This is a genomic window from Shewanella sp. WE21 (assembly GCF_002966515.1).
Taxonomy (GTDB): domain Bacteria; phylum Pseudomonadota; class Gammaproteobacteria; order Enterobacterales; family Shewanellaceae; genus Shewanella; species Shewanella oncorhynchi.
On the sequence record NZ_CP023019.1, the window covers coordinates 2,287,450 to 2,314,065 of the forward strand.

A 26,616-nucleotide genomic window follows, 5' to 3' on the forward strand; every position below is an offset into this window, starting at 1 on the left:
GCATTCTGGTTACGAGTTTTACGGATTGGGCTAACGCTTTGAGCTCACTCCGTTTAAAAGAACGATAACAATACTCAAGGATAAGCCCGTGAAACCTGCCACCTTTAATACCGAAGCCTTTGATGATTGGATCCGCAGCCGCTTTGTGGAACTCAATTCCGAGCTAGAACAGCTTTACTACCAACAAACAGATCGGGCCAATGTGCTCGATATCGGCGCAGAAGCTAAGTTGGCGCTGGAGAGCGAAGGGCGAGAGTTGATTAAGACCTTGCTCGATGAGGGGAATACTGATGAAGGTTTCGACAGTGCCTTCGATTTACTCGGCAATGTGGGCTTGTATATGGCGGCCTGTCGGCGCCATGAAATTACCGAGCCCTCGCGGGAAACGACATCGCCATTAGCTGAGGCTTCTGCGCTCGCCATGCATATTGGCGCTTCAATAGGCGTCACGCCGCGCTTTGCCACCGCACATTTAACCACGCACAATCGTGCCCACAATGGCATTTATAAGCGCTTTACCGATCTGAGCGCCGAAAAGCTGTTTGTGGATTACAACACTAAGGGCATTTTGGCCTATAAACGCGCCGCCGATGCGCTATTGAAGATCCAGCCTTTGGGCATTTCCCATCCCATCAGTCACGATTTACTGCGAGTCGCGAAACAAGCATTACAGGATGTGATTGAGTCGAATACCCAATTATTCAATCGATTAGATACGGATCGTTTCTTTTACTGTGTTCGCCCTTACTACAAACCTTATCGGGTGGGCTCGGTCATTTATCGCGGCGCTAACGCCGGGGATTTTGCAGGAATTAATGTCATCGATTTAACGCTAGGTCTTTGTTTCGCCAATGAAGCTTCCTACTCGCAAATGCTGGTGGACAAGTTTTTGTACATGATGCCAGAGGATCAACAGATATTGCGTGAGTGCATGCGTCGGCCGAATTTGATGGATGACTTCCTGCAGGCAAAAGACTGCTCAACCCAAGATTGGTATCAAGAAAACTTGCGACTCTTTATCGAAGTCTGCGAATTACATGGCGAGACTGCGATTCAGCATCATAATGAGTTAGTAACTAAATATATAGCTGAGCCTTCGACAAGTATGGAGCAGCAGCATTTAGCTAAAGTTACCGCGAGTGGTCCGCCACTGCATGTGCTACTCGGCTCATTGGAGCGACTCAGAGACAGACGCGCCGCCGCTCAGCGCAGCGATATTCGGACTCGTTATTGTGATATTAAAAAACTAAAAGAGAGTTTGAGATAACACTATGTTTGAAGATTTTAAAAAGGACTTTTACCTAGCAGGTCCAGGATATCTATTAAACCATTCCGTTGGCCGGCCATTAAAATCGACCGAGCAGGTCTTTAAAGAAGCCTTTTTTGCGCCTTGGCAGGAGTCGGGGCGTGAACCTTGGGGCCAGTGGTTGGGTGTGATTGATGATTTTACCTTTGCTTTATCTAAACTATTTAACGGCCACCAAAAGGATTTTTGCCCTCAGGTCAATCTTTCCAGTGCGCTGACTAAAATTGTCATGTCCCTCGACAGATTGAACCGCGAACACGCCGTTGTGTTAATGAGTGAGATTGATTTTCCCAGCATGGGTTTTGCCCTTAAAAAAGCGCTGCCTGCCAGTTGCGAAGTACGCTTTATTCCTAAAGGGCTCGATATCACCGATCCTAATGTGTGGGATACGCATATCAGCCGCGATGTGGATCTGGTGTTTGTCAGCCATGCTTACTCGAATACGGGGCAGCAGGCGCCATTAGCCAATATTTTCACTATAGCCCGTGAGCGAGGTTGTTTGAGCTTAGTGGATGTAGCGCAATCGGCGGGGATTATTCCGCTGGATCTCGCGCGCCTACAACCCGATTTTTTAATCGGTTCGAGTGTGAAATGGCTCTGCGGCGGCCCTGGTGCTGCTTATCTTTGGGTTAATCCCGCCATATTGGAGAGTTGTCAGCCTAAGGATGTGGGTTGGTTTAGCCACGAGAATCCGTTCGAATTTGATATCCATGATTTTCGTTACCAGCATTCCGCGCTGCGCTTTTGGGGAGGGACACCATCAATCGCGCCTTATGCCATTGCCACCCATAGCATTCATTATCTTGCTGGTTTAGGTACTCCGTTGCTGCGTAAATACAATCAGCAATTGATTGATGCTGTGGCGCAAGAGCTCGACCATGAGTTTGTGTCGCCGCGGGATACTGAAAAGCGCAGCGGTACGCTTATTCTGCAGTTTGGTAAACAGCAGCATCAAATGATGACGGCATTGGCGAACGCGAATATTAGTGTCGACGCCCGCAGTATGGGGATCCGGATTTCTCCGCATATTTATAACAATATGGCTGATATCAAGTTGTTACTTGATGTGATTAAAGCAAATCGCTAACTTAAATGATTTAAAATGGCTTGCTAGGCTAAGTTGTACCACGTAATTACAACTAACAAGGCACAACACTCTGGGAGGCAAACCGCGACATGGTCGTTCCCGTATGCTGGCGTTAACTCACCGTCACACGGGCAACTTGAGGTTATTTATTGGGTGCGATCATGCTTAAATCTTATAGTCATAGCGGCAGACCATGGGTCGCGGGGTGTGGAGCTTGGGATCGCTGGGCGTGATCGCTAAATCTGCAGGTAGCATAACAGTATCGATGATCAACGCACTGCTCATATCAACGAGTGTCAGCGGGATGGTAAAGAGCAGCAAGGGCGGGGCCGCCAACGCGGAGATAATCATACACTCCTCGCCATTATCAACAGCCGTTTGCACACTTGAGAAAGAGTGGCCCCAAGTTGAATCTTCTCCCATCCTCGACGTTATCGTTGCACATCCCGTGAGAGAACAGCACACGACCAACCAAGTCAACCAACGCATAACCACTCCATTGTTTATATGTGAAAAACTGCATTGCTTCGGTATGATCTACTCACTTGATCAACTGAGAGCGTTAGTGATGTGGAACCAGATCAGGTTTCATTTGACGCCAACCTGTTCTGTTTCAACAGCTTGGAATTCTAACTATATGATTATATCTGTCAATTATTCATCAACAGAAACGAGATACAACCAAGCTCAATAACCTAGTTGTTAACGGCGACTATAGTTTTGGATTGGTATTAATCATGGAGGTTTGTATGCCGTGTCCTCGCAGAACTCAGATGAGTTTTGAACATACTCTTTAAAATCAGTCTCCACTTCCCTCACTGGCCATCTAGCTACTTTTATTACTTTCCTTAAAACTGTTTCAGTAAATATTCGCTTGAGGGTAGGCCGAGAGCATATTATGTTGCTGATTTAAAATGGATGACTGGATTTACTGCTTGGCGATGGCCACGCTACAAGTAGAGTCTACCGAGAGGTAACAGGATGAACAATAAAGCAGCGCCGCCGCAGTCGGCGTCGACAGAGCAAGAGACACAACCGTTGGACGACAGTCGGTATGAAGACCTGCCGCGCAGTGAGTTCCTGCAATTACCCCAAGAGGAGCAAGACCGGCTCAATAAGCTACGTCAGCAGCGGGTGCGTGAGGCGCCCACCCTCTATGAGTGGGATATTAAGGTAGCGACCGTGTATGCCATGGGGTGGCTCGTTGTCATTATTCCCTGCGGGATAATGGTGCTGATTGGCTTGGTGGCGTACTGGTATGAGTCTGACCAATGGTATGGTTTTTTTTTCATGGCATTGATTTTTGCGCCATTTATCCGCTACCTCTGGTTGGCCGACAAACAGTACCATTATCGACTCACCACCGAGGGTTTAGTTACCACCTATCATGATGCGATTCCGGATGCCGCCTACGCGGTAGTGCGGGGGCTGGCTTGGTTTGGGGTAGTGGTTTGTATTGTCGGGGTGGCGTTGTTAGGCCCGGCCGCCTTGGTCGGCGCGGGTGGTTTTGCTGTGATGGCATTTTTCTTCACCGGTTTTAAAAATATAGAGACTACTTACGAGAGTCCTATAAAAAATGGGCATCGTCATTTGATTAAGGTAACGCGGAATCGTCCATTTATTGCCTGCCAATCGGACGTACGAACAATGGGCTTACGTGCAAGTATTCGTCTTCATTGCCCATTGGATAAGATGCACACTATCTTGTCATTACTGATGACGCAGTTACCTGATTCTGAAATCCGTGTATTTAAAAATGAGCGCGTGTTAGATGGCGTACCATTTGCGTCATTTGAGTCAGGCGAACCAGTCCAACTGGCAGATTTTGCCCCTGACAATACCCAGCCCAGTTAACGTTTTTTCTCGCGCCTGTTATTGGCGTGAGACTCGGTGTCCATCAGTGACAGCTTTGCCACCAAGATGCTAACAGACTTTTTAGCGGTAAGGTCGTCAAGGGTGAGAAAACATTAAGTACGAGCTGTGTGGGTAGGTTAACGGTGACCTTGCAGTCCGTGGGTACAGCAAAGGAATAGCTATATGAATAAGAGGGCAGCGCCGCAGCAGTCGGCGTCGACAGAGCAAGAGACACGACCGTTGGACGACAGTTGGTATGAAGACCTGCCGCGCAGTGAGTTCCTGCAATTACCCCAAGAGGAGCAAGATCGGCTCTATCAGTTGCGTCAGCAGCGGGTACGCGAGGCATCGACCCTCTATGAGTGGGATATTCGGGTGGCGACTGTCTATGGTCTATTTTGGTTAACCTTCCTGATCCCGTGTGGTTGCTTAGCACTTATAGGGTGCTATTTGCTATCTGGCGATACTAGCTTGGGTATAGGGTTAATTATCATGGCACTAATAATGTGCTTATCTGCTCGTTACCTCTGGTTTGCAGACAAACAGTACCATTATCGGCTCACCACCGAGGGGTTGGTTACCACCTATCATGACGCTATTCCGGATGCCGCCTACGCGGTAGTACGGGGGCTGGCTTGGTTTGGGGTGGTGGTTTGTATTGTCGGAGTGGCTTTTTTAGGCCCAGCAGCGCTGATTGGTGCAGGCGGAATGGCTCTGGGGGCATTTTTCTTTACTGGTTTTAAAAATGTAGAAACCACCTCAATAAGTGCTATCAAGCGTGGACATCCCCACATGATAAAAGTGACCCACAAGAGGCCATATATATCGTGTGATACAGACAGGTTTTATTTCGGATATTATTCAAATCTCGACTGTTATTGTCATCCCAAAGATATGCATAAAGTGCTGTCGCTACTGATGAAGCAATTACCGGGGTCGAAACTCTTTTTATTGAAAAATGAACGAATAGTTGGCCTCTCTAAAGTTGGCACCCGTGACGGCGAACCAGTCCAATTGTCAGATTTTGCCCCTGTGAATACTCAGCCCGGTTAACGTTTTTTCTCGCGCCTATTATTGGCGCGAGATTCGGTGTCCATCAGTGGCAGCTTTACCACCAAGATGCTGACAGGTCTGTTTGTGTTAGGGTGGCGCCAATTACGACCATTATCTGGATATAGGCTAACAGACCTTTAGCTGCGAGGTCGTCAAGAGCGAGAAGACATTAAGTACGAGCCGTGTGGGTAGGTTAACGATGACCATGCAGTACCGTGGGCACAGCAAAGGAATCGCTATATGAATAAGAGAGCAGCGCCGCAGCAGTTGGCGTCGACAGAGCAAGAGACACAACCGTTAGACGACAGTCGGTATGAAGACCTGCCGCGCAGTGAGTACCTGCAATTACCCCAAGAGGAGCAAGACCGGCTCTATCAGTTGCGTCAGCAGCGGGTGCGAGAGGCGCCCACGCTTTATGAGTGGGATATTCGGGTGGCGACTGTGTATGGCATTGGGTGGATCATGGTCCTTATTCCGTGCGGGATTACGGCTCTAGTTGGGTTGGTGACATACTGGTATGGATTTGAGCAATGGTATTATTTTCTCATCATAGTGATGATTTTTGGGCCATTTATGCGCTACCTCTGGTTGGCCGACAAACAGTACCATTATCGGCTCACCACCGAGGGGTTAGTTACCACCTATCATGACGTTATACCGGATGCCGCCTACGCGGTAGTGCGTGGGCTGGCTTGGTTTGGGGTGGTGGTTTGTATTGTTGGGGTGGCCTTTTTAGGCCCAGCAGCGCTGATTGGTGCAGGCGGAATGGCTCTGGGGGCATTTTTCTTTACTGGTTTTAAAAATGTAGAAACCACCTCAATAAGTGCTATCAAGCGTGGACACCCCCATATGATAAAAGTGACCCACAAGAGGCCATATATATCCTGTGATACAGACAGGTTTTATTTCGGATATTATTCAAATCTCGACTGTTATTGCCATCCCGAAGATATGCATAAAGTGTTGTCGCTACTGATGAAGCAATTACCGGGGTCGGAACTCTTTTTATTGAAAAATGAACGAATAGTTGGCCTCTCTAAAGTTGGCACCCGTGACGGCGAACCAGTCCAATTGTCAGATTTTGCCCCTGAGAATCCCCTGCCCAGTTAACGTTTTTTCTCGCGCCTGTTATTGGCGCTAATTACGACCATTATCTGGATACAGGCTAACAGACCTTTAGCGGCGAGGTCGTCAAGGGTGAGAAGACATTAAGTACAAGCCGTGTGAGTAGGTTAACTACGACCATGCAGTACTGTGGGCACAGCAAAGGAATAGCTATATGAATAAGAGAGCAGCGCCGCAGCAGTTGGCGTCGACAGAGCAAGAGACACAACCGTTGGACGACAGTCGGTATGAAGACCTGCCGCGCACTGAGTACCTGCAATTACCCCAAGAGGAGCAAGACCGGCTCTATCAGTTGCGTCAGCAGCGGGTACGCGAGGCACCGACCCTCTATGAGTGGGATATTAAGGTAGCGACTGTGTATGGCATTGGGTGGATAATGGTCCTTATTCCGTGCGGGATTACGGCTCTAGTTGGGTTGGTGACATACTGGTATGGATTTGAACAATGGTATTATTTTCTCATCATAGTGATGATTTTTGGGCCATTTATGCGCTACCTCTGGTTGGCCGACAAACAGTACCATTATCGGCTTACCACCGAGGGTTTAGTTACTACCTATCATGACGCTATTCCGGATGCAGCCTACGCGGTCGTGCGGGGGCTGGCTTGGTTTGGGGTGGTGGTTTGTATTGTTGGGGTGGCCTTTTTAGGCCCGGCAGCGCTGATTGGTGCAGGCGGAATGGCTCTGGGGGCATTTTTATTTACTGGTTATAAAAATGTAGAGACTACTTACGAGAGCCCTATAAAAAATGGGCATCGTCATTTGATTAAGGTAACGCGGAATCGTCCATTTATTGCCTGCCAATCGGATGTACGAACAATGGGCTTACGTGCAAGTATTCGTCTTCATTGCCCATTGGATAAGATGCACATTATCTTGTCATTGCTGATGACGCAGTTACCTGATTCTGAAATCCGTGTATTTAAAAATGAGCGCGTGTTAGATGGCGTACCATTTGCGTCATTTGAGTCAGGCGAACCTGCCCAACTGGCAGATTTTGCCCCTGACAATCCCAGCCTAGTTGAATAAAGCGTGGACACTTAACAATAATGGCGCGGTAGTTAACTTCCGACTATATAGGTGGTTTTATGCCGCCCCCTCGTTTAATTTAGATCAGTTTTTAACCATCTATCTCTATTGTTGCTGTTGTCTGGCGTGCCTTCTCTGAATGATAAAAGAGTGGTTGGCGATGATGCCTATTTAGAGAGCAACGCGATGATTGAATCAGAATAAAAGTTGTATATACCTTCAAAATACAAAAAAGCCCCGATAGCGTTGCTATCGAGGCTTTTATATTTTCTGTATCAATTACATAAAGCGAGCCGGTTGTATAGCGCTAGCCATTACAGGCTGTAGTACATTTCAAACTCAAGTGGGTGAGTTGTACGTGCTACGCGCTCAGCTTCTGCTGTTTTCAGTACGATATAAGATTGGATGAAATCTTCACTGAACACGCCGCCTTTTGTCAGGAACTCATGGTCAGCTTGCAGATTTTCAAGGGCGTTTTCTAATGACGTTGCCACTTGTGGGATTTCAGCCGCTTCTTCTGGAGGCAGATCGTACAGATCTTTGTCCATCGCTTCACCTGGGTGGATCTTGTTTTGGATACCGTCAAGACCCGCCATTAGCAGCGCTGCGAAACCTAAGTATGGGTTTGCATGTGGATCAGGGAAACGTGCTTCGATACGACGGCCTTTAGGGCTTGGTACCACTGGAATACGGATTGATGCAGAGCGGTTACGGGCAGAGTAGGCCAACATAACAGGTGCTTCAAAGTGTGGCACTAAACGCTTGTAAGAGTTAGTGCTTGGGTTAGTGAAAGCGTTCAGCGCGCGAGCGTGCTTGATGATACCACCTATGTAGTACAGCGCCGTTTCACTTAAACCTGCGTATTTGTCGCCAGCGAACAAGTTAACACCGTCTTTCGCCAGAGATTGGTGAACGTGCATGCCGCTACCGTTGTCACCAACGATGGGTTTAGGCATGAAAGTCGCCGTCTTACCGTAAGCGTGTGCCATGTTGTGCACTACGTACTTCAGAATTTGGATTTCATCCGCTTTCTTAGTCAAGGTGTTGAAGCGAGTGGCGATTTCGTTTTGACCTGCAGTCGCCACTTCGTGGTGATGCGCTTCAACCACTTGGCCCATTTCTTCGAGCACTAAACACATAGCGCTACGTAGGTCTTGTGATGAATCAACCGGTGCAACTGGGAAGTAACCGCCTTTAACAAATGGACGGTGACCTGTGTTGCCGCCTTCGTAGCTAGTGCTTGAGTTCCAAGCCGCTTCTTTAGCGTCGATCTTAACGAAACAACCTGACATGTCAGTACCGAAACGGACATCGTCAAATAGGAAGAATTCTGGTTCTGGTCCAATCAATACAGTATCAGCGATACCAGTAGAGATCAGGTAAGCTTCTGCTTTTTTAGCAATTGAGCGTGGGTCACGGTCGTAACCTGTCATTGTACCGGGTTCAAGAATGTCACAACGGATCAGCGCTGTGGTTTCTTCGGTGAAAGGATCCAGTACAAATGTCGTTGGATCTGGCATCAATACCATGTCTGATTCGTTAATGCCTTTCCAACCTGCGATAGAAGAACCGTCAAACATTTTGCCGTCTTCGAAGAAATCAGCATCTACCTGATGAGAAGGAATAGATACGTGCTGCTCTTTACCTTTAGTGTCGGTAAAACGTAAATCAACGAACTTAACTTCTAATTCTTCAAGTTGCTTTAAAACTGATTCAACTGACATTCTCAAGCCTCCGGTAGGGTAAAGGGATGCCCCTTCTATAATCTTTTAACTCAAGTGATTTATCTTGAGCCAAACTTACGAGCTATAAAGCGATATCCATGCCAATAATTTAACTTACTGATTAACATGATTTAAAATCTTTGTTGCACTTAATTGGATTCGCGTGTGCACCATAATAGTGCTTTTGTCTGTGGCATTTTGGTGCATTACTCCATTTTGGTGCGCACTGAATTGATTCATGCAAACCTTAAGCTGGGATGCACAGCGATAACATGCACCGCTTATATGGCACTGAGATGGCAATGACACTTTGGCTTTCACTATCTCAGTAAGTACTGCCTCTGTGAAGCTCGCACATACTTTTAGCACAGAACGGGACTATTTATCACCGCATAACCGCCGCATAATTGTCATAAAACCACGCTAGTCTGTCCAACTATGCCACGCATTATCAATCCAATAGTGGTTTATTATCATATTATTAGGAAAGAGTTCGTTCTCATGTGCGAAATGTCTTTGCTGTTCACAGACCAAGTGAAATCAGTGATGCGTAAAAAGGTATCCCGTGACAATGAAGTGAGTCTTAATGTCATCGGGTGTAAACGCCAACATGAACGTTAGATTAAGTGTGCCGCAGAATTTATTGCAGTGTGTTCACGTGGTAATTTCTCTGTACCTAAGTCGATTTTGCTGATGCTTAAATCGACATTAGCAGTGCTAACATTGAATACGAAAAATAGCAAATTCAGCTGCTTAACTCAGATTTTTCCTATGAATATGGCAATTAAACAGAGCGTTAACTCTGGCTACAGAGGATTTCACTCAGTGGATGATTGACGGAAATTACCCAAGGATTGGCGGATTGTTTTATAAGTGTTCAAAAATAATCCTGTGCGCCAAGGCCGCTCTGGAGTAGAATGGCACGCTTTTTATTGTGGTAGATCGAGCTCGATCACCATAACGAATTACTGAAATATCCCTATTTTTGTTTGATGGTAAGAGGTTTATCCGTGCTAGAGAATTTACGTAACATCGCCATTATTGCACACGTTGACCATGGCAAAACGACCCTGGTAGACAAGTTGCTGTCACAGTCAGGCACCCTTGCAACCCGAGGAGAAGCCACTGAGCGGGTGATGGACTCCAACGATCTTGAAAAGGAACGTGGGATCACGATTCTGGCAAAGAATACTGCCATCAAGTGGAACGACTACCGTATTAACATCGTTGATACCCCAGGCCACGCCGATTTCGGTGGTGAGGTTGAGCGTGTTCTGTCTATGGTTGACTCAGTATTATTGCTGGTTGATGCTGTTGACGGTCCAATGCCACAAACTCGCTTCGTAACCAAGAAAGCGTTTGCTCAAGGCTTAAAGCCAATCGTTGTTATCAACAAAATTGACCGTCCAGGTGCACGCCCAGATTGGGTTATTGACCAAGTATTCGACCTGTTCGATAACTTAGGTGCAACTGACGAGCAGTTAGATTTCCCGATCGTTTACGCTTCTGCGTTAAACGGTTTTGCAACTTTAGATCCGGATGTAGCGAGCGATGATATGACGCCGCTGTTCCAAACTATCGTTGAAAAAGTATCTTTCCCAGATGCTGACGCCGAAGGCGCGTTCCAGATGCAAATTTCGCAAATCGACTATAACTCATACGTGGGTGTTATCGGTATCGGCCGCATCAAGCGTGGTAGCGTGAAAACGAACCAACAAGTGACTATTATTGGCGCTGATGGCAAAACTCGTAACGGTAAAATGGGCCAAGTATTAGGTTACATGGGTCTAGACCGTACTGAAGTTGAAATTGCTAACGCTGGCGACATCGTTGCTATCACTGGTTTAGGCGAGCTGAAAATTTCTGACACTATCTGTGCCGTTGGTGCAGTAGAAGCTATGCCACCTTTGACTGTTGATGAACCTACTCTGACCATGACTTTCCAAGTTAATACTTCACCTTTTGCAGGTAAAGAAGGTAAGTATGTGACTTCACGTAACATTCTGGAGCGTCTGCAAACAGAATTAGTCCACAACGTGGCACTGCGTGTTGAAGAAACAGAAAGTCCAGATCGCTTCCGTGTATCTGGTCGTGGTGAATTGCATTTATCAATCTTGATTGAAAACATGCGTCGTGAAGGTTACGAGTTAGCCGTATCACGTCCAGAAGTTATTCTGAAAACTATCGACGGTGAACTGTGTGAACCATTTGAAACGTTGACTGTTGACGTTGAAGAAGAAGATCAAGGCACAGTAATCGAGAAATTAGGTACCCGTAAAGCTGAAATGAAAGACATGCAGCTTGATGGTAAAGGTCGTGTACGTATCGACTTCATCATCCCAAGCCGTGGTTTAATCGGTTTCCAAACTGAGTTTATGACCGCGACTTCTGGTACTGGTCTAATTTATCACTCATTCGACCATTACGGTCCGCACAAAGGTGGCGATATCGGTCAACGCGCTAACGGCGTATTGATCTCTAACGCAACGGGTAAGGCATTGACCTTCGCACTGTTCGGTCTGCAAGATCGCGGTCGTCTCTTTATCGGCCATGCCGCTGAAGTATACGAAGGCCAAGTGGTTGGTATTCACGCTCGCTCAAACGATCTGACTGTTAACTGTTTGAAAGGTAAGCAGCTGACCAACATGCGTGCTTCTGGTACTGACGAAGCCCAAGTGTTGACTACGCCAATCACAATGACACTTGAGCAAGCGCTTGAGTTCATCGATGATGATGAATTAGTTGAAGTAACGCCTAAGAACATTCGTGTTCGTAAGAGACACTTGACTGAAAACGATCGTAAGCGCTTTAACCGCGGTTAATGCCAGCCTGTTAATTCAGGTGACACGCCCTTAAGGTGAGTCAATCGGTTTAAAAAGCCCTGCATAGGAAACTGTGCAGGGCTTTTTGTTGGGATAAATTGAGTAATGGGTATTATAAATAGCTAATCAGTTCAGAGCATCACAGGTATCTCAATCCAAGGCGCATTGACGCAGAAATGGTTATTCCCTTTTAAGTCAATGCAACACGGGAGTGGGATGCCTGTGTGGCTCCCGAAGGGCGGCTGATGTTCACTACATGGCAACGCGCTTTATACTGCGTTCAAGGCTTTCGACAGAGCACCACTATGCCTTCAAGCCTTCGCCTTGTCTAAAGCGCGTAGAACTCCCGCTGAATGAACAGATATTTAATACGATTGGTATTAGTAGTCCTCATCCATCACCCGTATGCAATTGCGGCCAGCGGATTTTGCGCGGTAGAGGGCGGCGTCCGCTTGGCGAACGAGTTCTAAAGCATTTTGTTTGTTAGAGGGTTGCAGATAGGCGACGCCTGCGCTCACTGTCACAATGCCTAGGTCGGTATTTGCATGCGGAATGGCAATGGATTGGATCAGTTGATGAATGTGCTGTGCTGTCTCAAGTACGGTTTGATTATCGACATTTGGTAATAGAATGACAAATTCTTCGCCGCCGTAGCGAGCGACTAATTCGCCCGCTCTGCGACCGGACTGGGACAGTGTACTCGCTAATTGTTTAAGGCAATCATCTCCGGCGAGGTGGCCATAGTGATCGTTAAATTGTTTAAAGTGGTCAATATCGAGCATGATGAGGGCCAGTGAGGAATTGCTCCTTTGTCCACGACTCCACTCTGTTTGTAACATCATGTCAAATAGGCGGCGATTGCCGATATTGGTTAAACCGTCGGTATTGCTGAGTATTTCAAGTTGCCTATTGGCTTCTGCCAGTTCACTAGTTCGAGCTGTGATCATGGATTCAAGTTCGACGTTACGTTCCTCTAATCGCGCGATCGGGTAAATTTCCCCTTTGTGGGCTAAGCCGTAGGGGATGGATATGCCACTGTGGACAATCATCCAGTCGTTGTTTTCTCGGTGAAATATCAACACTAGCCGTGCTGTCTCGCGGGAAAGCATAGGATTAGGGATAGGTAAGTGGATATGGAAAAAGGCAGTCACAACCACGAGGTTGTCGGCAAGGTCTTGTAAAGAAAGATCTAACATTTCGATGTGGATTCGCTCAGGCACTTGTGCAAAGTCCTGACGAGTGATTCGCACCCATTCTTCCCTGCTGGTGACAAGCTGGTCACTGCTCCCTGCATAGCCGCTAAAGTTATCACTAAAGCGACGAGTTAGCCTGTCATCACGGGAGGCATACATCTCAATATATTCGTCAAATAACGAATGGATCAATTGCTGTCGGTCGGGTCGCATAGGTTAGCTCCGTTGGGGAACATAAAACCATTTTTCTAATATCCGTATAGGAATATTATCTGCGATAAAGTCTAGCTGTTGCCTGATTGTAATCAATTTTATGACGTATATATTAAAAATACTGCAGTGCAGTATGGTCTGTGAGACAAAATTGTTTTGCATTCACTTAATGTATCATTTAGCCCAAGTATTATTTAACACAAGCCTGCTGGGATTATTCAAAATCAGGCAAAGCTTGTTGGTATTGCTTAGCAGGGGTTGCTGATGAGAGGTTACTGGATTGCGTTAGCTGAGTGTGTCACTGGACGGCAGGTGAGGTCTTTTCTGGATAGTATTACTTGGCAGTGGCTTTATTGCTGACGCCTATCATCGCTGTGGTGCGGCCGAGGACGTCGGGATACTCGATAGGACTTAGAGCCCTATCGAGTGAGCAGTCAAGCTTATGACTTAGCTTTATCTGCCAATTTTACCGCATTGACACTTTCACCTTTGAAGCTGATAGTCACATTTTTTTGAGCGACTTCATTATCTTTCAGTAAAGTCTTAGTGGTTTCTGCCAGCATTGGAGAAGCTGCATTTAACGCACTAAGATCATAGGCCCAAACTTCTAGATCCGCTTCATTATAAGTGCTAGCAGGCGCACCTAATTTTTCAGTGATTGTTTGCTTGGTTGAGCCTTCTTTAATGCCGAATGTATTTTTAATCGCTTCATTCGTTGCGCTGTCTAACGCATTGGTTGCCGTATCATTCACCGTGTCAGTGACAGATTGAGTTGCTGATTTAACGATTGAATCGAATGGGCCAGCATAAGCAAATAATGGTAGAGCAGTAAGAGCGATCAATAATGATTTTTTCACACAATAATTCCTTTGGTTAATACATTCCTTTATTAAATGCGCGCGAATTAGACCAGTAATTAGATTTTGTGTCAATTAAGCATCTGTTCTATATGATTTTATTTTAATCCTTTCAGATTGTTCCTACTGAGTGGATCAACCTTTAGTTGTACCTAAAGGTTTCCATTTTGAGGTTTGCTAGTCTTATCTGCTGCTGTTTTTCAATTTCGTTAGTGTTTTATTCCATCGCAATTGGATCCCATCATATGTGTCATTTTAGGTGTTCTAGTGATGTGGCGTGTTCTAGTGCCCAATTCTATTAATCACTTGGATCAATTCCATGCGGATGTTGTCTGGTGTTTGGCTATGCCAGAAACCTGCTAAGTAAGCGCCCAGCGGTAGGATAAATAATGCGATAAGCACTAATGCGAGCAATCCCTTATGACCGAGTCTGTGGCCGGATTTCAGCCCAAGGCCGAGGGCGGCGGATTTAGGGCAAGCCGCGACACAGCGCATGCAGGCTTGGCACTCGTCACTGCGAACCGTGGTTTTAGTGTGCACTATGATGTTTGCTGGGCAAGCGCGGGTACACTTGTCGCATTTCATCCCTTTCGCTTCGATAAGACAGTGCTGGGTATTGCGGCGAATTTTTAATGGGCTCGCAAAGCTTAAGATCCCAAGCATAGCACCATAGGGACACAAGTAACGGCAGAATCCCTGACGACGCCATGCCGCTAAAGCGAGGATCAGCGCAAATACCAGTAGCGTGATTAGGCTGGGTGTTAGGAAGAACAATGCCATCTTCAAGTCGGCAATCTTATGATAATTACCTTCAAGATAATGGGGGATGGATTGTGCTGGCATACCAATAACTATGTAGCAAAGTGCTAGGAGTAATAGATATTTCAACATTCGCAGTGGCCAATCTAGCCAAGCGGGTGGTGTAAGCTCTGATTTAATAAAGCGTTTTCTAAAGGAATACAGGTATTCCCCTGCCAGACCTAATGGGCAAGCCCAACCGCAAAATGCCCGCTTGCAGAGTAAACCTGTGAGTAATACCGCCGCTAGCATGACTGCTGCCGCAGGATGGGTTTGATCCCACAAATTGAGGCTGATAATGGCCTTAAGCTCAATGCCACCCGCAATCGGTAAAAAGGCATCGACTACGTCTGGGCGCATTAGCCAAGGTGTGATTCCTTGCTTAAGCAGTACGGTATTGATTGTGTATTGTATGGCAACCAGCAAGAGCGATAGCGCTAAGACATGTTGAGTCCCTTCACGAAGGGTATTGATTTTAATTTCACCCTTGAGTGCATCAGGCGCAAATTTATGCCCAAGTAGCATCAGTGGCAGTGCAATAAGAAGCCCGAGAGCCAGTGGCCAATAAAGACTCATTGCCACCGCACCGATACTGAGCAACAGTGTGGCGACCGCGCCCCATTTCTGGCCGCTCCAATAGCTGAGGGAGGCGAGATACATGAGTGCCAACATCAGCGTGAGTGATTCGATAAAAGTCATAGTGATGAATACAGCTAATAAGTTACAAGTACAGGCTCTGAGTGGTGAACTGAGGATAAGTTTTTGAGTAATAAGTGAAATTGTGCGTCAGATCTAAGATTCGCGCTATCAATCAATTAAAGCGCGCCATAGCTCACAAAGCTAAGTGTTTTAGTCTTGCACAAATAAAGTATGGCTTGCAGGGACATAGGGCGAGGTCACACAAAGAATAAAAAGCCCCAGCAATTTATTTTGCTAGGGCTTAGGAATTCAGTGGGGCATTTGGATTAATTTTTTGATTTTTCGAGTGCTTCGATAAATTTGCTCGATTCGTTAATCGAGGTATTCATCTCTTTAATCAGGGCCGAAATATCGGTTTGCAGACTCGCAAATTCGCTTTTAATCGCACCAATGGCTTGGGCGTTCAAGTTATGCTTGAGATACAGCATATTGTCTTTCATGGCGGTGAGTATCGGCGGCATTTTTGACTCGGCACGGCGCATACTTTTGATCAATTGTTCATAGGCGCGGCGCGTTTCTTTGAGTTTAGCTTCACTGTTGCGGCGTAGATTAGCTTTACTGATCTCGCTAATTTCATTTTGCCACTCATCGAACAGTGCTTCGGCTACATCTTCGACTTTATTGATGCGGTTGCTGACGTTGTCGGCGGCACTTTGAGCCGATTCGTATTCATCTTTGGCTCTGCTATAGGCTTTTTCTAAGTTGCCATCACTGTAATTGAGCAGTGCTTGCATTTCTTCTAGGGCAGAGCTGAACTCTTTTTGAGCATCCTGTTGGGATTTTTTCGCATCTTTAACTCTGTCGACCATAATATCGCGTTTATGGTAACCGACCTTTTCCATTGCGCCGTAGTAGGCACTCTGGCAACCACTAAGCAGGAGACTTGTGGCAATCAGCCCTGAAGCTATCAGTCTTTTCATTGGGTGTTCCGTCGCTGAATGAAATTAATTAATCGGCTTTAAATCGCGCCGCATCGATAATGCTCCACAGATGAAAGATAGCACCTATTACCGCGGGCACTATCAGCCACCAGAGGGCATAACCCACCACTGTGATAATGAAAAATAACAGTGCGGCCATTATTCTGCCTTGCAATAATTGGCCTAGCCCAGGAAAAAATAGGCTAGCAATAGCGGAAATAACGTTACCTGCAGATCCTTGTTGAGACATCAATTCACTCCTTAGACTTGTAAATTAAGTGTTTATTGTACGAAGATAACGAGTCTATACCAACAGAATCAAGAGAAACCCGTGACTAAGAAGATAGAACTGGCACAAATTCGCGCCTTATTCCTCGGGATCTGGCACTTCCTGCTGCATTTGAGACGGCGTTTAGTTGAAGATCAAATCAATATCCGCGCCGGACATTTAGCCTATGTCACACTGTTGTCACTCGTGCCTATGGTGGCGGTGACTATGTCTATGCTGTCAGCTTTTCCGGTATTTAAGGGGATACGTGGACAGATAGAAGGTTTCGTTTATCAGAATTTTTTACCTGCCGCTGGCGATACTGTGCAAGTGTATATCAATGAGTTTGTGGCCAATGCCTCTAAGGGGACTGCGGTCGGGATTGCGGCCTTAGTCGTGGTTGCCATTTTGCTAATTTCCGCCATTGATAAATCGCTCAATAACATTTGGCGTACTAAAGAGAAGCGTTCAGTGGTGGTGGCTTTTTCTATGTATTGGATGGTCATCACTTTGGGCCCGGTATTGGTGGGGGCCAGTTTGGTCGCCACTTCCTACGTGGTGTCATTGAAGGTCTTTGACGGTCAGTTGTCGGGTGTGGTGCCCGTGTTTCTTGAGCGTTTACCTATGCTCTTCTCTGTGGCGGCATTTTTGTTGTTGTATATGGTGGTGCCTAATCAAAAAGTGAAGTTTCTACATGCACTATTAGGGGCGATTGTTGCCGCAATCTTGTTTGAGTTGGGTAAAAAAGCCTTTGCTTTGTATGTCACTCAGTTTCCGAGTTATGAAGCGATTTATGGTGCTTTAGCCGTGATCCCCATTATCTTTGTCTGGGTGTATTTATCGTGGATGATAGTATTACTCGGCGCGGAAATTACCGCCGCTATGCCTGAATATTTAGATTATGAGTCGAGCTCAGATGATGACGAAACCGTTCTGAATGCTAAGCCCCTAGAAAACGCCTCCCAAGATAATTCCGCTGCGGTGTTAACTTCGGCTGAGGTGACGGCACTCAAGGCGGTGGCTAAATCTGAATGACCCCATTAGAGGATTATTAATGGCGATGACACTAAATGCCTGAATCCTTCCCATCTTTTATCCGTCGCGACTGGTTTAACGTTGGCAATGGTCAGCAATTGCATCTGGCACAATACGGTAATCCACAAGGTATCCCACTGCTGTATTTGCACGGCGGTCCTGGAGCGGGTTGTGATATCGGTGATTTAGCTTTATTTAATGGCGATCAATATTGGATTTTGCTTTTAGATCAACGCGGGTCTGGGCAATCTTTACCCTTTGACGATTTAGCCAACAACCATCTCACTGGTTTGATTAGCGATATTGAGGTGATTCGCCTTGCATTGGGTATTGAGCGTTGGTGTTTAGCAGGCGGCTCTTTTGGGGCCACATTAGGCTTAATTTACAGCGGATTATTCCCAGAGCGGGTGATTGCACAGGTACTGTGGGCGTTATTTATTCCATCCAAAGAAGGTCTCGACTGGCTCTATGGCGCTGACGGCGCTGCAAAATTGCAACCTGCTGCTTATCGACTCTTCAATGACATTTTTCCGGTTCAGTTATCGCTGATTGAATTACTGGATTCGTACCATCAAGGTTTGGCATCGGCCGATGAAAATGTGCGATACCATTTTGCGCGGCGTTGGGTGCAGTGGGAGTTGCAGCTTGCGGGGGCGAGGTTAGTGTTACCAAGGCTGTTACCCGAATCCGTATTAGCATTAGCCAATATCGAGTTACACTTTGCTCGACATAATTACTTCAATGCCATGAATGTGTTACAGCGCGTGACGCCTAGAGTGAAGGCGCGTAGTGTGTTATTGCAAGGAATGCAGGATGCGATTTGCCCAGCGACGCTATTACGCGATTTTTTGGCTGGGTTGGAGCATGCTATTACAATTCAATCTGTTGTCGATGGCGGACATATGCTCAATAGTGAGTCTCTGTTTTTGGCGGTTACAGCAGAAATCCATGCTATGTGGTCGTGGATACATCAAAGGGAAATACAATGAAAACATTGCTCATCAGTGCCAGTTTACTCGGATTAACCGCGTGTGCTACTACGGCCCCATCTGAAACAAGCGCTATTGATCAAGTTGCGACTCAGGAGGTCGTGAGTGCCCCTGTCGCGCCCAAAGTTGTTGAACTCGGTGGGTTAACCAATGAAACTGCCGCTGAGCGCTTGTATCAAGCGTTGATTGACGCAAATTATCTGGCCACCCAAGTTGCGCCGACGAAAGTCGCGGTGCAGTTTGGCGATAACCAGTTTTTGCTTGAGCCGAGCATTAATTCTGCAGGCATTGACCGTATTTTAATGAATCGCTTCTATGCAGTGCATCCTCAATTGCAGGCCAGCCAAGAGTTGCCTGCCGTGATTGGCACCTTGAATCAGAAGCTTAATTTTGCCAAGTTTGTGTTGTTGGACCAAGGCGCTGTGATCCAAGTGCAAGGTACAGTGACCTTTGCCGACCGTATTGAAATAGAAGAATTACGTCGCTTTATGCTGTGGACGAATGGCGGCTTAGCGCAGGTCGTACAATCTTTGCCTGATGGCGTAGAGCAATATATCCGCCCGCTCCCGCTAATGCCGCAAATGGTTCCCGTTAAGCCTTAATCTAAAAGGAAAAGTTGTGATTGCGTTAATTCAAAGAGTGAGTCACGCCAGTGTGGTGGTTGATAACCAAACCCTAGGTGAAATCAATAAAGGCTTGTTGGTTCTGCTCGGTGTCGAGCAAGAAGATACCCGCGAGAAGATGGAAAAGTTGGCGACTAAAGTCATGAGTTATCGCGTTTTTTCCGATGAAAATGGCAAGATGAATCTCAATCTAGAACAAGTCGGCGGGTCTTTATTAGTCGTGTCACAATTTACCTTGGCCGCTGATACAGGCCGAGGCTTGAGGCCGAGTTTTTCAGGGGCGGGTACGCCGGATCAAGCTTTAGGCTTGTATGAAGAGTTTGTCGCATTCTGCCGTGCTAAGGGCGTTCATACAGAAACCGGACAGTTCGGCGCCGATATGCAAGTGTCCTTAGTCAATGATGGCCCAGTGACCTTTAATCTGCAGGTGTAGCTTCTATCGTGATGTTTATTTAGGAGTCTAGGTGATGGGGTGCTAGGCATAATCAATGTCGCTTGTACCAAGTGGGAGTATTAAGGGAATGCACATGGATCAATTACTTATTAAATTACGCCAGACTTGGCACAGTACGATCCCCGTTAGCGAGTTTATGCAGATAATGCCACTCGATTACAGCGAGGGAGAGTTTCGAGTCACAGCGCCGATGACGCCCAATCTTAATCTGCATCAGACCATGTTTGCGGGCAGCATTTATACCTTGATGACCTTAACAGGCTGGGGTGCCGTGTGGCTAAATCAACAGTTGGTGGGCGTGGCGGGTGATATTGTGCTCGCCGATGCCCATATTCGTTATCTTGCTCCTGTGACTTGTGACCCTGTGGTAAAAGTACAATGGCCAGATGTGGATCTCAGCCCGTTACAAAGGGGGCGCAGAGTTAAGGTGAAGCTGGAAGTGCAATTGTATTGTATGGATTCACTGTGTGCGGTTTTTGAAGGTCTGTATGTTAGTACGTCGAAAGTATGAATGCGTTGAAAACAACTTAGTGTATTTGTATGTCGAAGGTGACGTATAACCTTTCTAAAAAATCGAAGATAATCTCAGATTTTATCCGCTTTATTTCTTTTTTATGGGCTAATACACTAGTGTCATAGAGTTGAGATATTCCATCTGACTCTGAGTCATTTACCTATTTTCGGAGCAGATTATGTCTAAAGTTTTAATTTTAAAATCAAGCATTCTTGGCGGTTATTCACAATCTGCCGTGTTAATTGATCACTTAGCGAGTCACTGGGAAACCCAAGGCGCCGCTATTACAGTGCGTGATTTAGGCGGTAAAGACGTACTGCCTATGGTGGACGGTGAAATCGCTTCTGGGTTACGCGGTGGTGCAGAATTATCGGCACGTCAGCAAGAAATGCTCGCCTTATCAGATACCTTAGTCGCTGAATTAAAAGCGAACGATACGATTGTTATCGCTGCACCTATGTACAACTTTACGATTCCGGTTCAACTTAAAAACTGGATCGATTTTGTCGCCCGTGCCGGTGTGACTTTTACTTACACTGAAACAGGTCCAAAAGGATTAGTGGAAGGTAAACGTGCTGTGTTAGTGACGACCCGTGGCGGCGCTCACAAAGATGGCCCAACGGATCATGTTGTACCTTACTTGAAAACGGTTTTAGGCTTTATGGGGATCACTAATGTTGAAGTGGTTTACGCCGAAGCGCTGAACATGGGTCCTGAAGCACACGACAAAGGCATGGGCGAAGCGAAACACAGTATCGATCAGCTGAAAGCTTAATTGTTCCGTTGATTAGCTGAGTCATTTGATTTAGCTGAATAAATAATGCCAGCCCTTAATAGGCTGGCATTTTTGTATGTGCATTTCAGCTAAGCACGCTTGGCTTAAGTGGCTAGGTTTGAGCGACTAGACTCGAGCGGCTAGGTTTAAGTCGCAGATTTAGCTCTTATTCGCAAAGGCTGCAGCCTTTGGCGAGGGTGCTTGTCTCAACATAACGCACCTTAGTGCTGGCTTGGTCGCGGTTACGACTGATGCTAAAGCGTGCATGGCGTTCAGTTTCAAGCGGCTTTTCAGCAGGGTTAACCAGTGTAGCTTCAAGCTGTAACGCTTTGGCATAATTCGTTTTATGCATACATCACCTCGCAGATATCTAAACCATCACAACATACAGATTGGTAAGATTGGCGCCGAACAACCGAGGCTTAAATTAGCTCGGTTGGCAGCAGACTAAATCTTTAAGCGAACCGCCATTCACCACGCAACTAAAACCATTGGCCTTGAGGATATCGCAGCCTTTCTGCGCTCGAATACCCGCGCCACAGTAGAGCACGAAGGGATGTTGCTTATTGTCGACTTGGTGTAACCATTGGTCGAGTGTTGGCAATGGCACATTAATGGCTTGGGGCAAGTGACCGGAGGCAAATTCCTCTGGTGAACGCACATCAATCACCCGTGCGCCTTGCTCAATCAATTGCCAACATTTTTCGCCTGAGTGGCTGCCGGATAACTTAGCCAGTAAAGATTGAAACATAGCATTGCCCCTACCATTAGGAAATTTTCAATAAGTTTATTCTAATGAATTGGCGAGTGCAAGCGCTGCAGATTATCGGCAGTGAATGGTTTTTGGCATTGCCGGCACTAGGCAAGTAGTTAGAGGCTAGACACATTAGCTCTTTGATAGTGAATGATGTCGTGGAATACCACGGCTTGCTCGTTTAGATTGCGATAGCCATGGGGTTTGTCGGCCGCAAATCGTACCGCTTCACCTTGCTTGAGTGTTTGCCACTCGCCATCGACTAGCACTTCCATAGTACCGCTCAAGACAATGACATGCTCAGTGACACCCGTTTCATGGGGCTCAGAAAGGCGCTCATAGTTTGGCAGCAGGGTGAGTTCAAACATCTCAAAACCGAAGCGCTCTTCAAAGGGGAAGAGTGAGGCGACTAGCATGCCGTCGGTGGCGGGTTGTTGGCGTAACTCGTCGGGCTTACGGAATACTGCGCCTTGGCTCTGGGGTGTGGGTTCGAGAAAGGTCGACAGCGAGATATTGAATCCACTGGCAATTTTCCACAGCGTCGCAATGGTTGGGCTTGATTCACCGCGCTCGATTTGTCCTATCATGGCCTTACTAACGCCCGTCTCTTGGGCGGCTTTATCTAAACTCCATCCCTTTTGGTTGCGAAGTGCTTTAAGCGTGCTGGCGAGATAGCTGTTTATCGTTTGCACAATGGCCCCATCATTTTTATGAAAATTTAGTTTGTACGTTATAACGCACAGGTGTTATCTTGTCCATCTCGTACGTTATAGCGCACAGAAGCTATCTTGTTCATTTTATAAGTTATAGCGCACAAAGTAATGGCGACATCAATTGCAGAGAAAGGGAGTGGATATGTGGCGAGATGCAGGGAGTTTATCAAAAATATCAGCGGGATTTATTGCGGTATTAGTGGGTTATAGCAGCTCGGCTGTGATCATCTTTCAAGCGGCGGAGGCTGTGGGGGCGACACCAGCACAGATCAGTTCATGGCTGTGGGCTTTAGGTGTGGGCATGGGTGTGACCAGCATAGGGTTATCACTTTACTACAAGAATCCTATTCTAACGGCTTGGTCTACACCGGGCGCAGCGCTAATGGTGACGAGCTTAGCGGGGTTGAGCGTAAACCAAGCCATAGGCGCTTTTCTGGTGAGTTCAATTCTAATCACCCTTTGCGGTGTTGCGGGCTGGATGGATAAGCTTATCCGTGTCATGCCGCAGTCGGTGGCTTCCGCCATGTTGGCGGGGATCCTGTTGCAATTTGGGCTAGGGCTATTTCAGGCGATGCAAACCCAGCTGAGTCTGATATTGATCATGCTGCTGGTATTTATCATCGTTAAGCCTTTTGCGCCACGTTACATCATCTTGCTGACGTTGCTGGTGGGCATAGGCATGAGTTTTCAATTAGATTTGCTCAAGTTAGATGCCGTTCAGCTGCAACTGGCGATGCCGGTGTGGACTACACCTGAGTTTTCGTTGGCGAGTGTGATTGGCGTAGCATTACCGCTGTTTGTGGTGACTATGGCCTCGCAAAATATGCCGGGCGTTGCTGCGCTGCACGGTAATGGTTACAGGCCACCCATTTCACCTTTGATCACGAGCACAGGGTTAATAGGGGTCATTCTCGCGCCCTTTGGCGGTTTTGCCTTTAACTTATCCGCCATCACAGCGGCGATTTGTATGGGTAAAGAAGCAGATCCGAATCCCGCGACTCGTTACTGGGCGGCGGTGTGGGGCGGGGTATTTTACTTTATCACTGGGTTACTCGGTGCCACTGTGGTTGGTCTGTTTTCCGCTTTCCCGAAGGAATTAGTCCTGGCCATCGCCGGATTAGCCCTGCTCGGCACTATCGCCAATAGCCTGACCGCCGCATTAGCTAAAACGGAAGATCGCGAAGTAGCGGTGATCACTTTTTTGGTCACGGCATCAGGTTTTAGTGTGCTGGGCATCGGCAGCGCATTTTGGGGGCTGTTGCTTGGGTTTATTATCCATTGGTGGAACGGGCACAGAACTGCATCAGTAGTTAAGCGAGCGAATACTTAACTGCAGCAAAGCGCCTTAGAGATGAATTTCAAAGACTAAGGCGCATGTTTTTTAGATTTTCTTTGTCATAAACACACTATTGGGATCGAGTTGATAGGTGTCGAAGGGGCCGCAGCTTTCGAAGCCAAATTTGGTGTAGAGCATTCGGGCGGGGTTAAAGAAGTCCATCGAACCTGTCTCTAGACTCAGGTGTTTAATGCCAGCAGCTTTAGCGTCGTTGATCAGGTGCTGCAATATTTTAGAAGCGATGCCTTGCTGCTTATAGGGCGCAGCGGTGCGCATGGATTTGATCTCGGCGTGCTCGGTATCTAACCATTTTAGTGCACCGCAGCCCGCTAAATTGTTGCCATCCCACAGGGTCCAAAAGCGAATATTGGGTTGACGCAGGCCATCAAGATCTAATGCGTGAACGCTTTCAGGCGGGGAGGTTGCCCGCATATCGTCGAGGTGTTCTGTTAAAAGTGCTGCAATTTCAGGCCCTTTTAGATCATCTAGTATAATTTTCATCGTCTTTCTCAAGATTGAAACTCCCTCTGTTGTTGCTTATCCATCATAGTGTTATCGCGTTTAGTTCTTTTTAGGGGTAAACGCTGCGGTGGATAAGCAAAGGGTAGGCCAAGAGTTTTTATCTTTAGCTAAAGCTAAACCCAGAATCAAAGTCGTGGGGCTTCACCCCACACCCGACCAAAAGGGGAAAAGCGCCTGTTCCCCTTTTGGATATCCCCCGGCGTCCCCAACGGAGTTGAAAGCCCCTTGTGCTCATTGACAAATTTGCTATCGCTTCCGAAGGATGCGTCCCTGCACCTGCGAAAGCTAGTCGGTCATCCATGACCGAACTCACGCAATTTGTCTATTCGCCCTGCGGCAACTCCGAGGTGATGGTATATTCTTTTGACTTTAGAGTTGTCTGATCGTCCTTAAAGCATAAAAGAGTAGTTGTCCTGTTTCTGCCTGTGGTAGGAGTTTTAGCCTGAATTTAGGGGCGGAGTGCAGTAAATCAACGTCATGAATTCCCCCAAATTTAGCGCGGCGAATAACTACTAATACGTTAGCAATAATTATAATTAACAGAGGTGGATATGGGGTGGAAAGGTACTGTTAGAGCAATCAATGCAGCTGCTAAAAAAGTCGAACGAAATGCTAAAAAGTCTCAGAGAGAGCTAGCACTTAGACATAAAGAATATGCAAAAATGCAAGAGTTAGAACAGGCCGCGTATGATGTAGAATTTTTTGAAAATTATATAGAAATTGTTCAATCGATGCACAAAGAGTGTGGTGATAGCATTAATTGGGAAAAAGTTGCAGTTATAGCAGAACCGAATAAACCTATTTTCATCAAAGGATTAGAGTCGGAGGCGATTAGTCAAAAAGAACAATATCAACCGAGTTTTTTTGACCGTTTATTTAAACGTATTGAAAACAAGCTGAGAGTTCTAGATGTCGCAATTGAGTCTGCTAAAAAGCAAGATCAAATTAATTTTGAGTTGTCACTTGAAAAGTGGCAGCAGAATTATAAAGAGTGGGCGGAAAGTGTTGAGCAAGCTAATTTGCTTATAGCTGGTGAGCCAGAAGCAAGAATTAACATGATTAAAGAGCTTAATCCTTTTAGCGAGTTAGACACTTTAGGTTCTAGTTTGCATTTTTCAGTATTGGAGAATTATCTTCTAACCATAAATATAAATATTCGTGGCGCAGATATTATTCCAAATGAGCAAAAATCGTTGCTTAAAAGCGGTAAATTGTCAGTTAAGAAAATGCCTGTAGGTAAGTTCAACGAATTGTATCAGGACTATGTATGTAGTTCAGTTCTGCGCGTAGCTAGAGAAACTTTTGCAATCTTGCCTGACGAGTTTGTGTTGATTAATGCTACCGATAAGCTGTTAAACAAGGTTACTGGATATCTTGAAGAGCAAACTATATTGTCGGTGTATGTATCAAGGAGCACTTTGGATAGTTTGAATATGGATTTAATAGATCCTTCTGACAGCATGCGAAATTTTATCCATAACATGTCCTTTAAGCCGACAAAAGGCTTTGAGCCTGTTGTGCCAGTAGACGTGGTAACACTTGCGTAAATTGGATGACTAAAAGTGAACTGTGAATGTGTGGTATTGGCATTTGTTATTTTTTTTAAATTGTCATCGCTAAATGTTAGCTCTAGTCTTTGAACCTAAGGTTACGCTGATGCTCGAAAGGCAAACCATGGTGATTGGTGAGACGACCGTCCGCCCCATGGACGGGGCGGTCGAGCATCCAGGGATGGACTTGCTGCGTGTCGTCGAGCCGGTACCATGGTTGGCCTCACTCTGAACAATATCTATGTTTAACTGCCTCTTCGCCTTCCGTAACTTTCGTTTATCAACTTAGATTCCCTAAGTTTCTTTCACAGTGTTGTGAGTGAATGTCATGGCAAGCCTGTATAGGCGAATATCAGCAAATGCTAAGGACAATAGCAAATTTTCTTTTAATTTAAAAAGTGA

At 46.4% G+C, this 26,616-nt stretch carries 26 protein-coding genes; 15 read left to right on the forward strand and 11 right to left on the reverse strand.

The features are described from left to right. Positions 1-88: 88 nt before the first annotated feature. The gene (locus CKQ84_RS09895) at positions 89-1,267 is read left to right on the forward strand and encodes a monodechloroaminopyrrolnitrin synthase PrnB family protein (RefSeq protein WP_105251111.1); all 1,179 of its coding nucleotides are present in this window, start codon (positions 89-91) and stop codon (positions 1,265-1,267) included. A 4-nt stretch (positions 1,268-1,271) separates the two neighbouring features. Beyond that, positions 1,272-2,393: an aminotransferase class V-fold PLP-dependent enzyme gene (locus tag CKQ84_RS09900; RefSeq protein ID WP_105251112.1), complete on the forward strand. Its 1,122-nt coding sequence runs from the start codon at positions 1,272-1,274 to the stop codon at positions 2,391-2,393. A 165-nt stretch (positions 2,394-2,558) separates the two neighbouring features. Here CKQ84_RS09900 and CKQ84_RS24015 read toward each other — a convergent pair whose 3' ends face one another. Beyond that, positions 2,559-2,744: a YceK/YidQ family lipoprotein gene (locus CKQ84_RS24015; RefSeq protein WP_234420970.1), complete on the reverse strand. Its 186-nt coding sequence runs from the start codon at positions 2,742-2,744 to the stop codon at positions 2,559-2,561. A 630-nt stretch (positions 2,745-3,374) separates the two neighbouring features. On the opposite strand from CKQ84_RS24015, the gene CKQ84_RS09910 reads away from it, so the two are divergent. From CKQ84_RS09910 to CKQ84_RS09925, 4 genes are all read left to right on the forward strand, one after another. Further along, positions 3,375-4,247 (forward strand): hypothetical protein, encoded by an 873-nt coding sequence (locus CKQ84_RS09910; RefSeq protein WP_105251114.1) that lies wholly within the window; start codon positions 3,375-3,377, stop codon positions 4,245-4,247. Between the two features lie 183 nt (positions 4,248-4,430). Then, complete coding sequence (locus tag CKQ84_RS09915; protein ID WP_105251115.1) at positions 4,431-5,300, forward strand: hypothetical protein; 870 nt, start codon at positions 4,431-4,433, stop codon at positions 5,298-5,300. A gap of 240 nt (positions 5,301-5,540) precedes the next feature. Further along, a complete protein-coding gene (locus CKQ84_RS09920; RefSeq protein WP_105251116.1) occupies positions 5,541-6,410 on the forward strand; it encodes a hypothetical protein in 870 nt (289 codons plus the stop codon). A 169-nt stretch (positions 6,411-6,579) separates the two neighbouring features. After that, on the forward strand, positions 6,580-7,455 hold the full coding sequence (locus CKQ84_RS09925) for a hypothetical protein (protein WP_105251117.1): 876 nt from the start codon (positions 6,580-6,582) through the stop codon (positions 7,453-7,455). A 314-nt stretch (positions 7,456-7,769) separates the two neighbouring features. Here CKQ84_RS09925 and glnA read toward each other — a convergent pair whose 3' ends face one another. After that, positions 7,770-9,179, reverse strand: a complete 1,410-nt coding sequence (gene glnA, locus CKQ84_RS09930; RefSeq protein ID WP_105251118.1) for a glutamate--ammonia ligase — start codon at positions 9,177-9,179, stop codon at positions 7,770-7,772. 1,010 nt (positions 9,180-10,189) lie between these two features. Between glnA and typA the strand changes: the two genes are divergently transcribed. Then, positions 10,190-12,001, forward strand: coding sequence for a translational GTPase TypA (gene typA / locus CKQ84_RS09935; protein ID WP_105251119.1), 1,812 nt, complete (start codon positions 10,190-10,192; stop codon positions 11,999-12,001). 380 nt (positions 12,002-12,381) lie between these two features. Here the strand turns inward: typA and CKQ84_RS09945 are convergent, their stop codons facing one another. The 5 genes from CKQ84_RS09945 to CKQ84_RS09965 form a co-directional block, all read right to left on the reverse strand. Further along, positions 12,382-13,407 carry a diguanylate cyclase gene (locus tag CKQ84_RS09945; protein ID WP_105251121.1) on the reverse strand — a complete coding sequence of 342 codons (1,026 nt, stop codon included), beginning with the start codon at positions 13,405-13,407 and terminating at the stop codon, positions 12,382-12,384. A 440-nt stretch (positions 13,408-13,847) separates the two neighbouring features. Further along, positions 13,848-14,264: a hypothetical protein gene (locus CKQ84_RS09950; RefSeq protein ID WP_105251122.1), complete on the reverse strand. Its 417-nt coding sequence runs from the start codon at positions 14,262-14,264 to the stop codon at positions 13,848-13,850. Positions 14,265-14,546: 282 nt separating this feature from the next. Next, entirely contained in the window at positions 14,547-15,761 is a 1,215-nt protein-coding gene (locus CKQ84_RS09955) for a 4Fe-4S binding protein (protein ID WP_105251123.1), read from the reverse strand. 266 nt (positions 15,762-16,027) lie between these two features. Beyond that, positions 16,028-16,681 (reverse strand): DUF2959 domain-containing protein, encoded by a 654-nt coding sequence (locus CKQ84_RS09960; RefSeq protein WP_105251124.1) that lies wholly within the window; start codon positions 16,679-16,681, stop codon positions 16,028-16,030. 28 nt (positions 16,682-16,709) lie between these two features. Continuing rightward, complete coding sequence (locus tag CKQ84_RS09965; RefSeq protein ID WP_006079786.1) at positions 16,710-16,931, reverse strand: hypothetical protein; 222 nt, start codon at positions 16,929-16,931, stop codon at positions 16,710-16,712. Between the two features lie 81 nt (positions 16,932-17,012). Between CKQ84_RS09965 and CKQ84_RS09970 the strand changes: the two genes are divergently transcribed. The 6 genes from CKQ84_RS09970 (at position 17,013) to azoR (ending at position 21,339) form a co-directional block, all read left to right on the forward strand. Next, complete coding sequence (locus tag CKQ84_RS09970; RefSeq protein ID WP_105251125.1) at positions 17,013-17,984, forward strand: virulence factor BrkB family protein; 972 nt, start codon at positions 17,013-17,015, stop codon at positions 17,982-17,984. Positions 17,985-18,019: 35 nt separating this feature from the next. Then, complete coding sequence (locus CKQ84_RS09975; protein WP_105251126.1) at positions 18,020-18,973, forward strand: alpha/beta fold hydrolase; 954 nt, start codon at positions 18,020-18,022, stop codon at positions 18,971-18,973. Beyond that, on the forward strand, positions 18,970-19,575 hold the full coding sequence (locus CKQ84_RS09980) for a hypothetical protein (RefSeq protein WP_105251127.1): 606 nt from the start codon (positions 18,970-18,972) through the stop codon (positions 19,573-19,575). The genes CKQ84_RS09975 and CKQ84_RS09980 overlap by 4 nt, the downstream gene beginning before the upstream one ends. 16 nt (positions 19,576-19,591) lie before the next feature. Further along, positions 19,592-20,029, forward strand: a complete 438-nt coding sequence (gene dtd / locus CKQ84_RS09985; protein ID WP_105251128.1) for a D-aminoacyl-tRNA deacylase — start codon at positions 19,592-19,594, stop codon at positions 20,027-20,029. A 94-nt stretch (positions 20,030-20,123) separates the two neighbouring features. Next, positions 20,124-20,561 carry a thioesterase domain-containing protein gene (locus CKQ84_RS09990; RefSeq protein ID WP_105251129.1) on the forward strand — a complete coding sequence of 146 codons (438 nt, stop codon included), beginning with the start codon at positions 20,124-20,126 and terminating at the stop codon, positions 20,559-20,561. A gap of 181 nt (positions 20,562-20,742) precedes the next feature. Then, the gene (gene azoR, locus CKQ84_RS09995) at positions 20,743-21,339 is read left to right on the forward strand and encodes an FMN-dependent NADH-azoreductase (protein WP_105251130.1); all 597 of its coding nucleotides are present in this window, start codon (positions 20,743-20,745) and stop codon (positions 21,337-21,339) included. Positions 21,340-21,505: 166 nt separating this feature from the next. Here the strand turns inward: azoR and CKQ84_RS10000 are convergent, their stop codons facing one another. From CKQ84_RS10000 to CKQ84_RS10010, 3 genes are all read right to left on the reverse strand, one after another. Then, positions 21,506-21,691: a hypothetical protein gene (locus CKQ84_RS10000; protein ID WP_105251131.1), complete on the reverse strand. Its 186-nt coding sequence runs from the start codon at positions 21,689-21,691 to the stop codon at positions 21,506-21,508. 75 nt (positions 21,692-21,766) lie between these two features. Then, entirely contained in the window at positions 21,767-22,090 is a 324-nt protein-coding gene (locus tag CKQ84_RS10005; RefSeq protein ID WP_105251132.1) for a rhodanese-like domain-containing protein, read from the reverse strand. A 119-nt stretch (positions 22,091-22,209) separates the two neighbouring features. Next, entirely contained in the window at positions 22,210-22,785 is a 576-nt protein-coding gene (locus CKQ84_RS10010; protein ID WP_105251133.1) for a helix-turn-helix domain-containing protein, read from the reverse strand. A 163-nt stretch (positions 22,786-22,948) separates the two neighbouring features. Between CKQ84_RS10010 and CKQ84_RS10015 the strand changes: the two genes are divergently transcribed. After that, positions 22,949-24,136, forward strand: a complete 1,188-nt coding sequence (locus tag CKQ84_RS10015) for a benzoate/H(+) symporter BenE family transporter (protein WP_105251134.1) — start codon at positions 22,949-22,951, stop codon at positions 24,134-24,136. A gap of 51 nt (positions 24,137-24,187) precedes the next feature. Here the strand turns inward: CKQ84_RS10015 and CKQ84_RS10020 are convergent, their stop codons facing one another. After that, the gene (locus CKQ84_RS10020) at positions 24,188-24,643 is read right to left on the reverse strand and encodes a GNAT family N-acetyltransferase (RefSeq protein WP_105251135.1); all 456 of its coding nucleotides are present in this window, start codon (positions 24,641-24,643) and stop codon (positions 24,188-24,190) included. 572 nt (positions 24,644-25,215) lie between these two features. On the opposite strand from CKQ84_RS10020, the gene CKQ84_RS10025 reads away from it, so the two are divergent. Then, positions 25,216-26,211 carry a hypothetical protein gene (locus CKQ84_RS10025; RefSeq protein WP_105251136.1) on the forward strand — a complete coding sequence of 332 codons (996 nt, stop codon included), beginning with the start codon at positions 25,216-25,218 and terminating at the stop codon, positions 26,209-26,211. Positions 26,212-26,616: the final 405 nt, after the last annotated feature.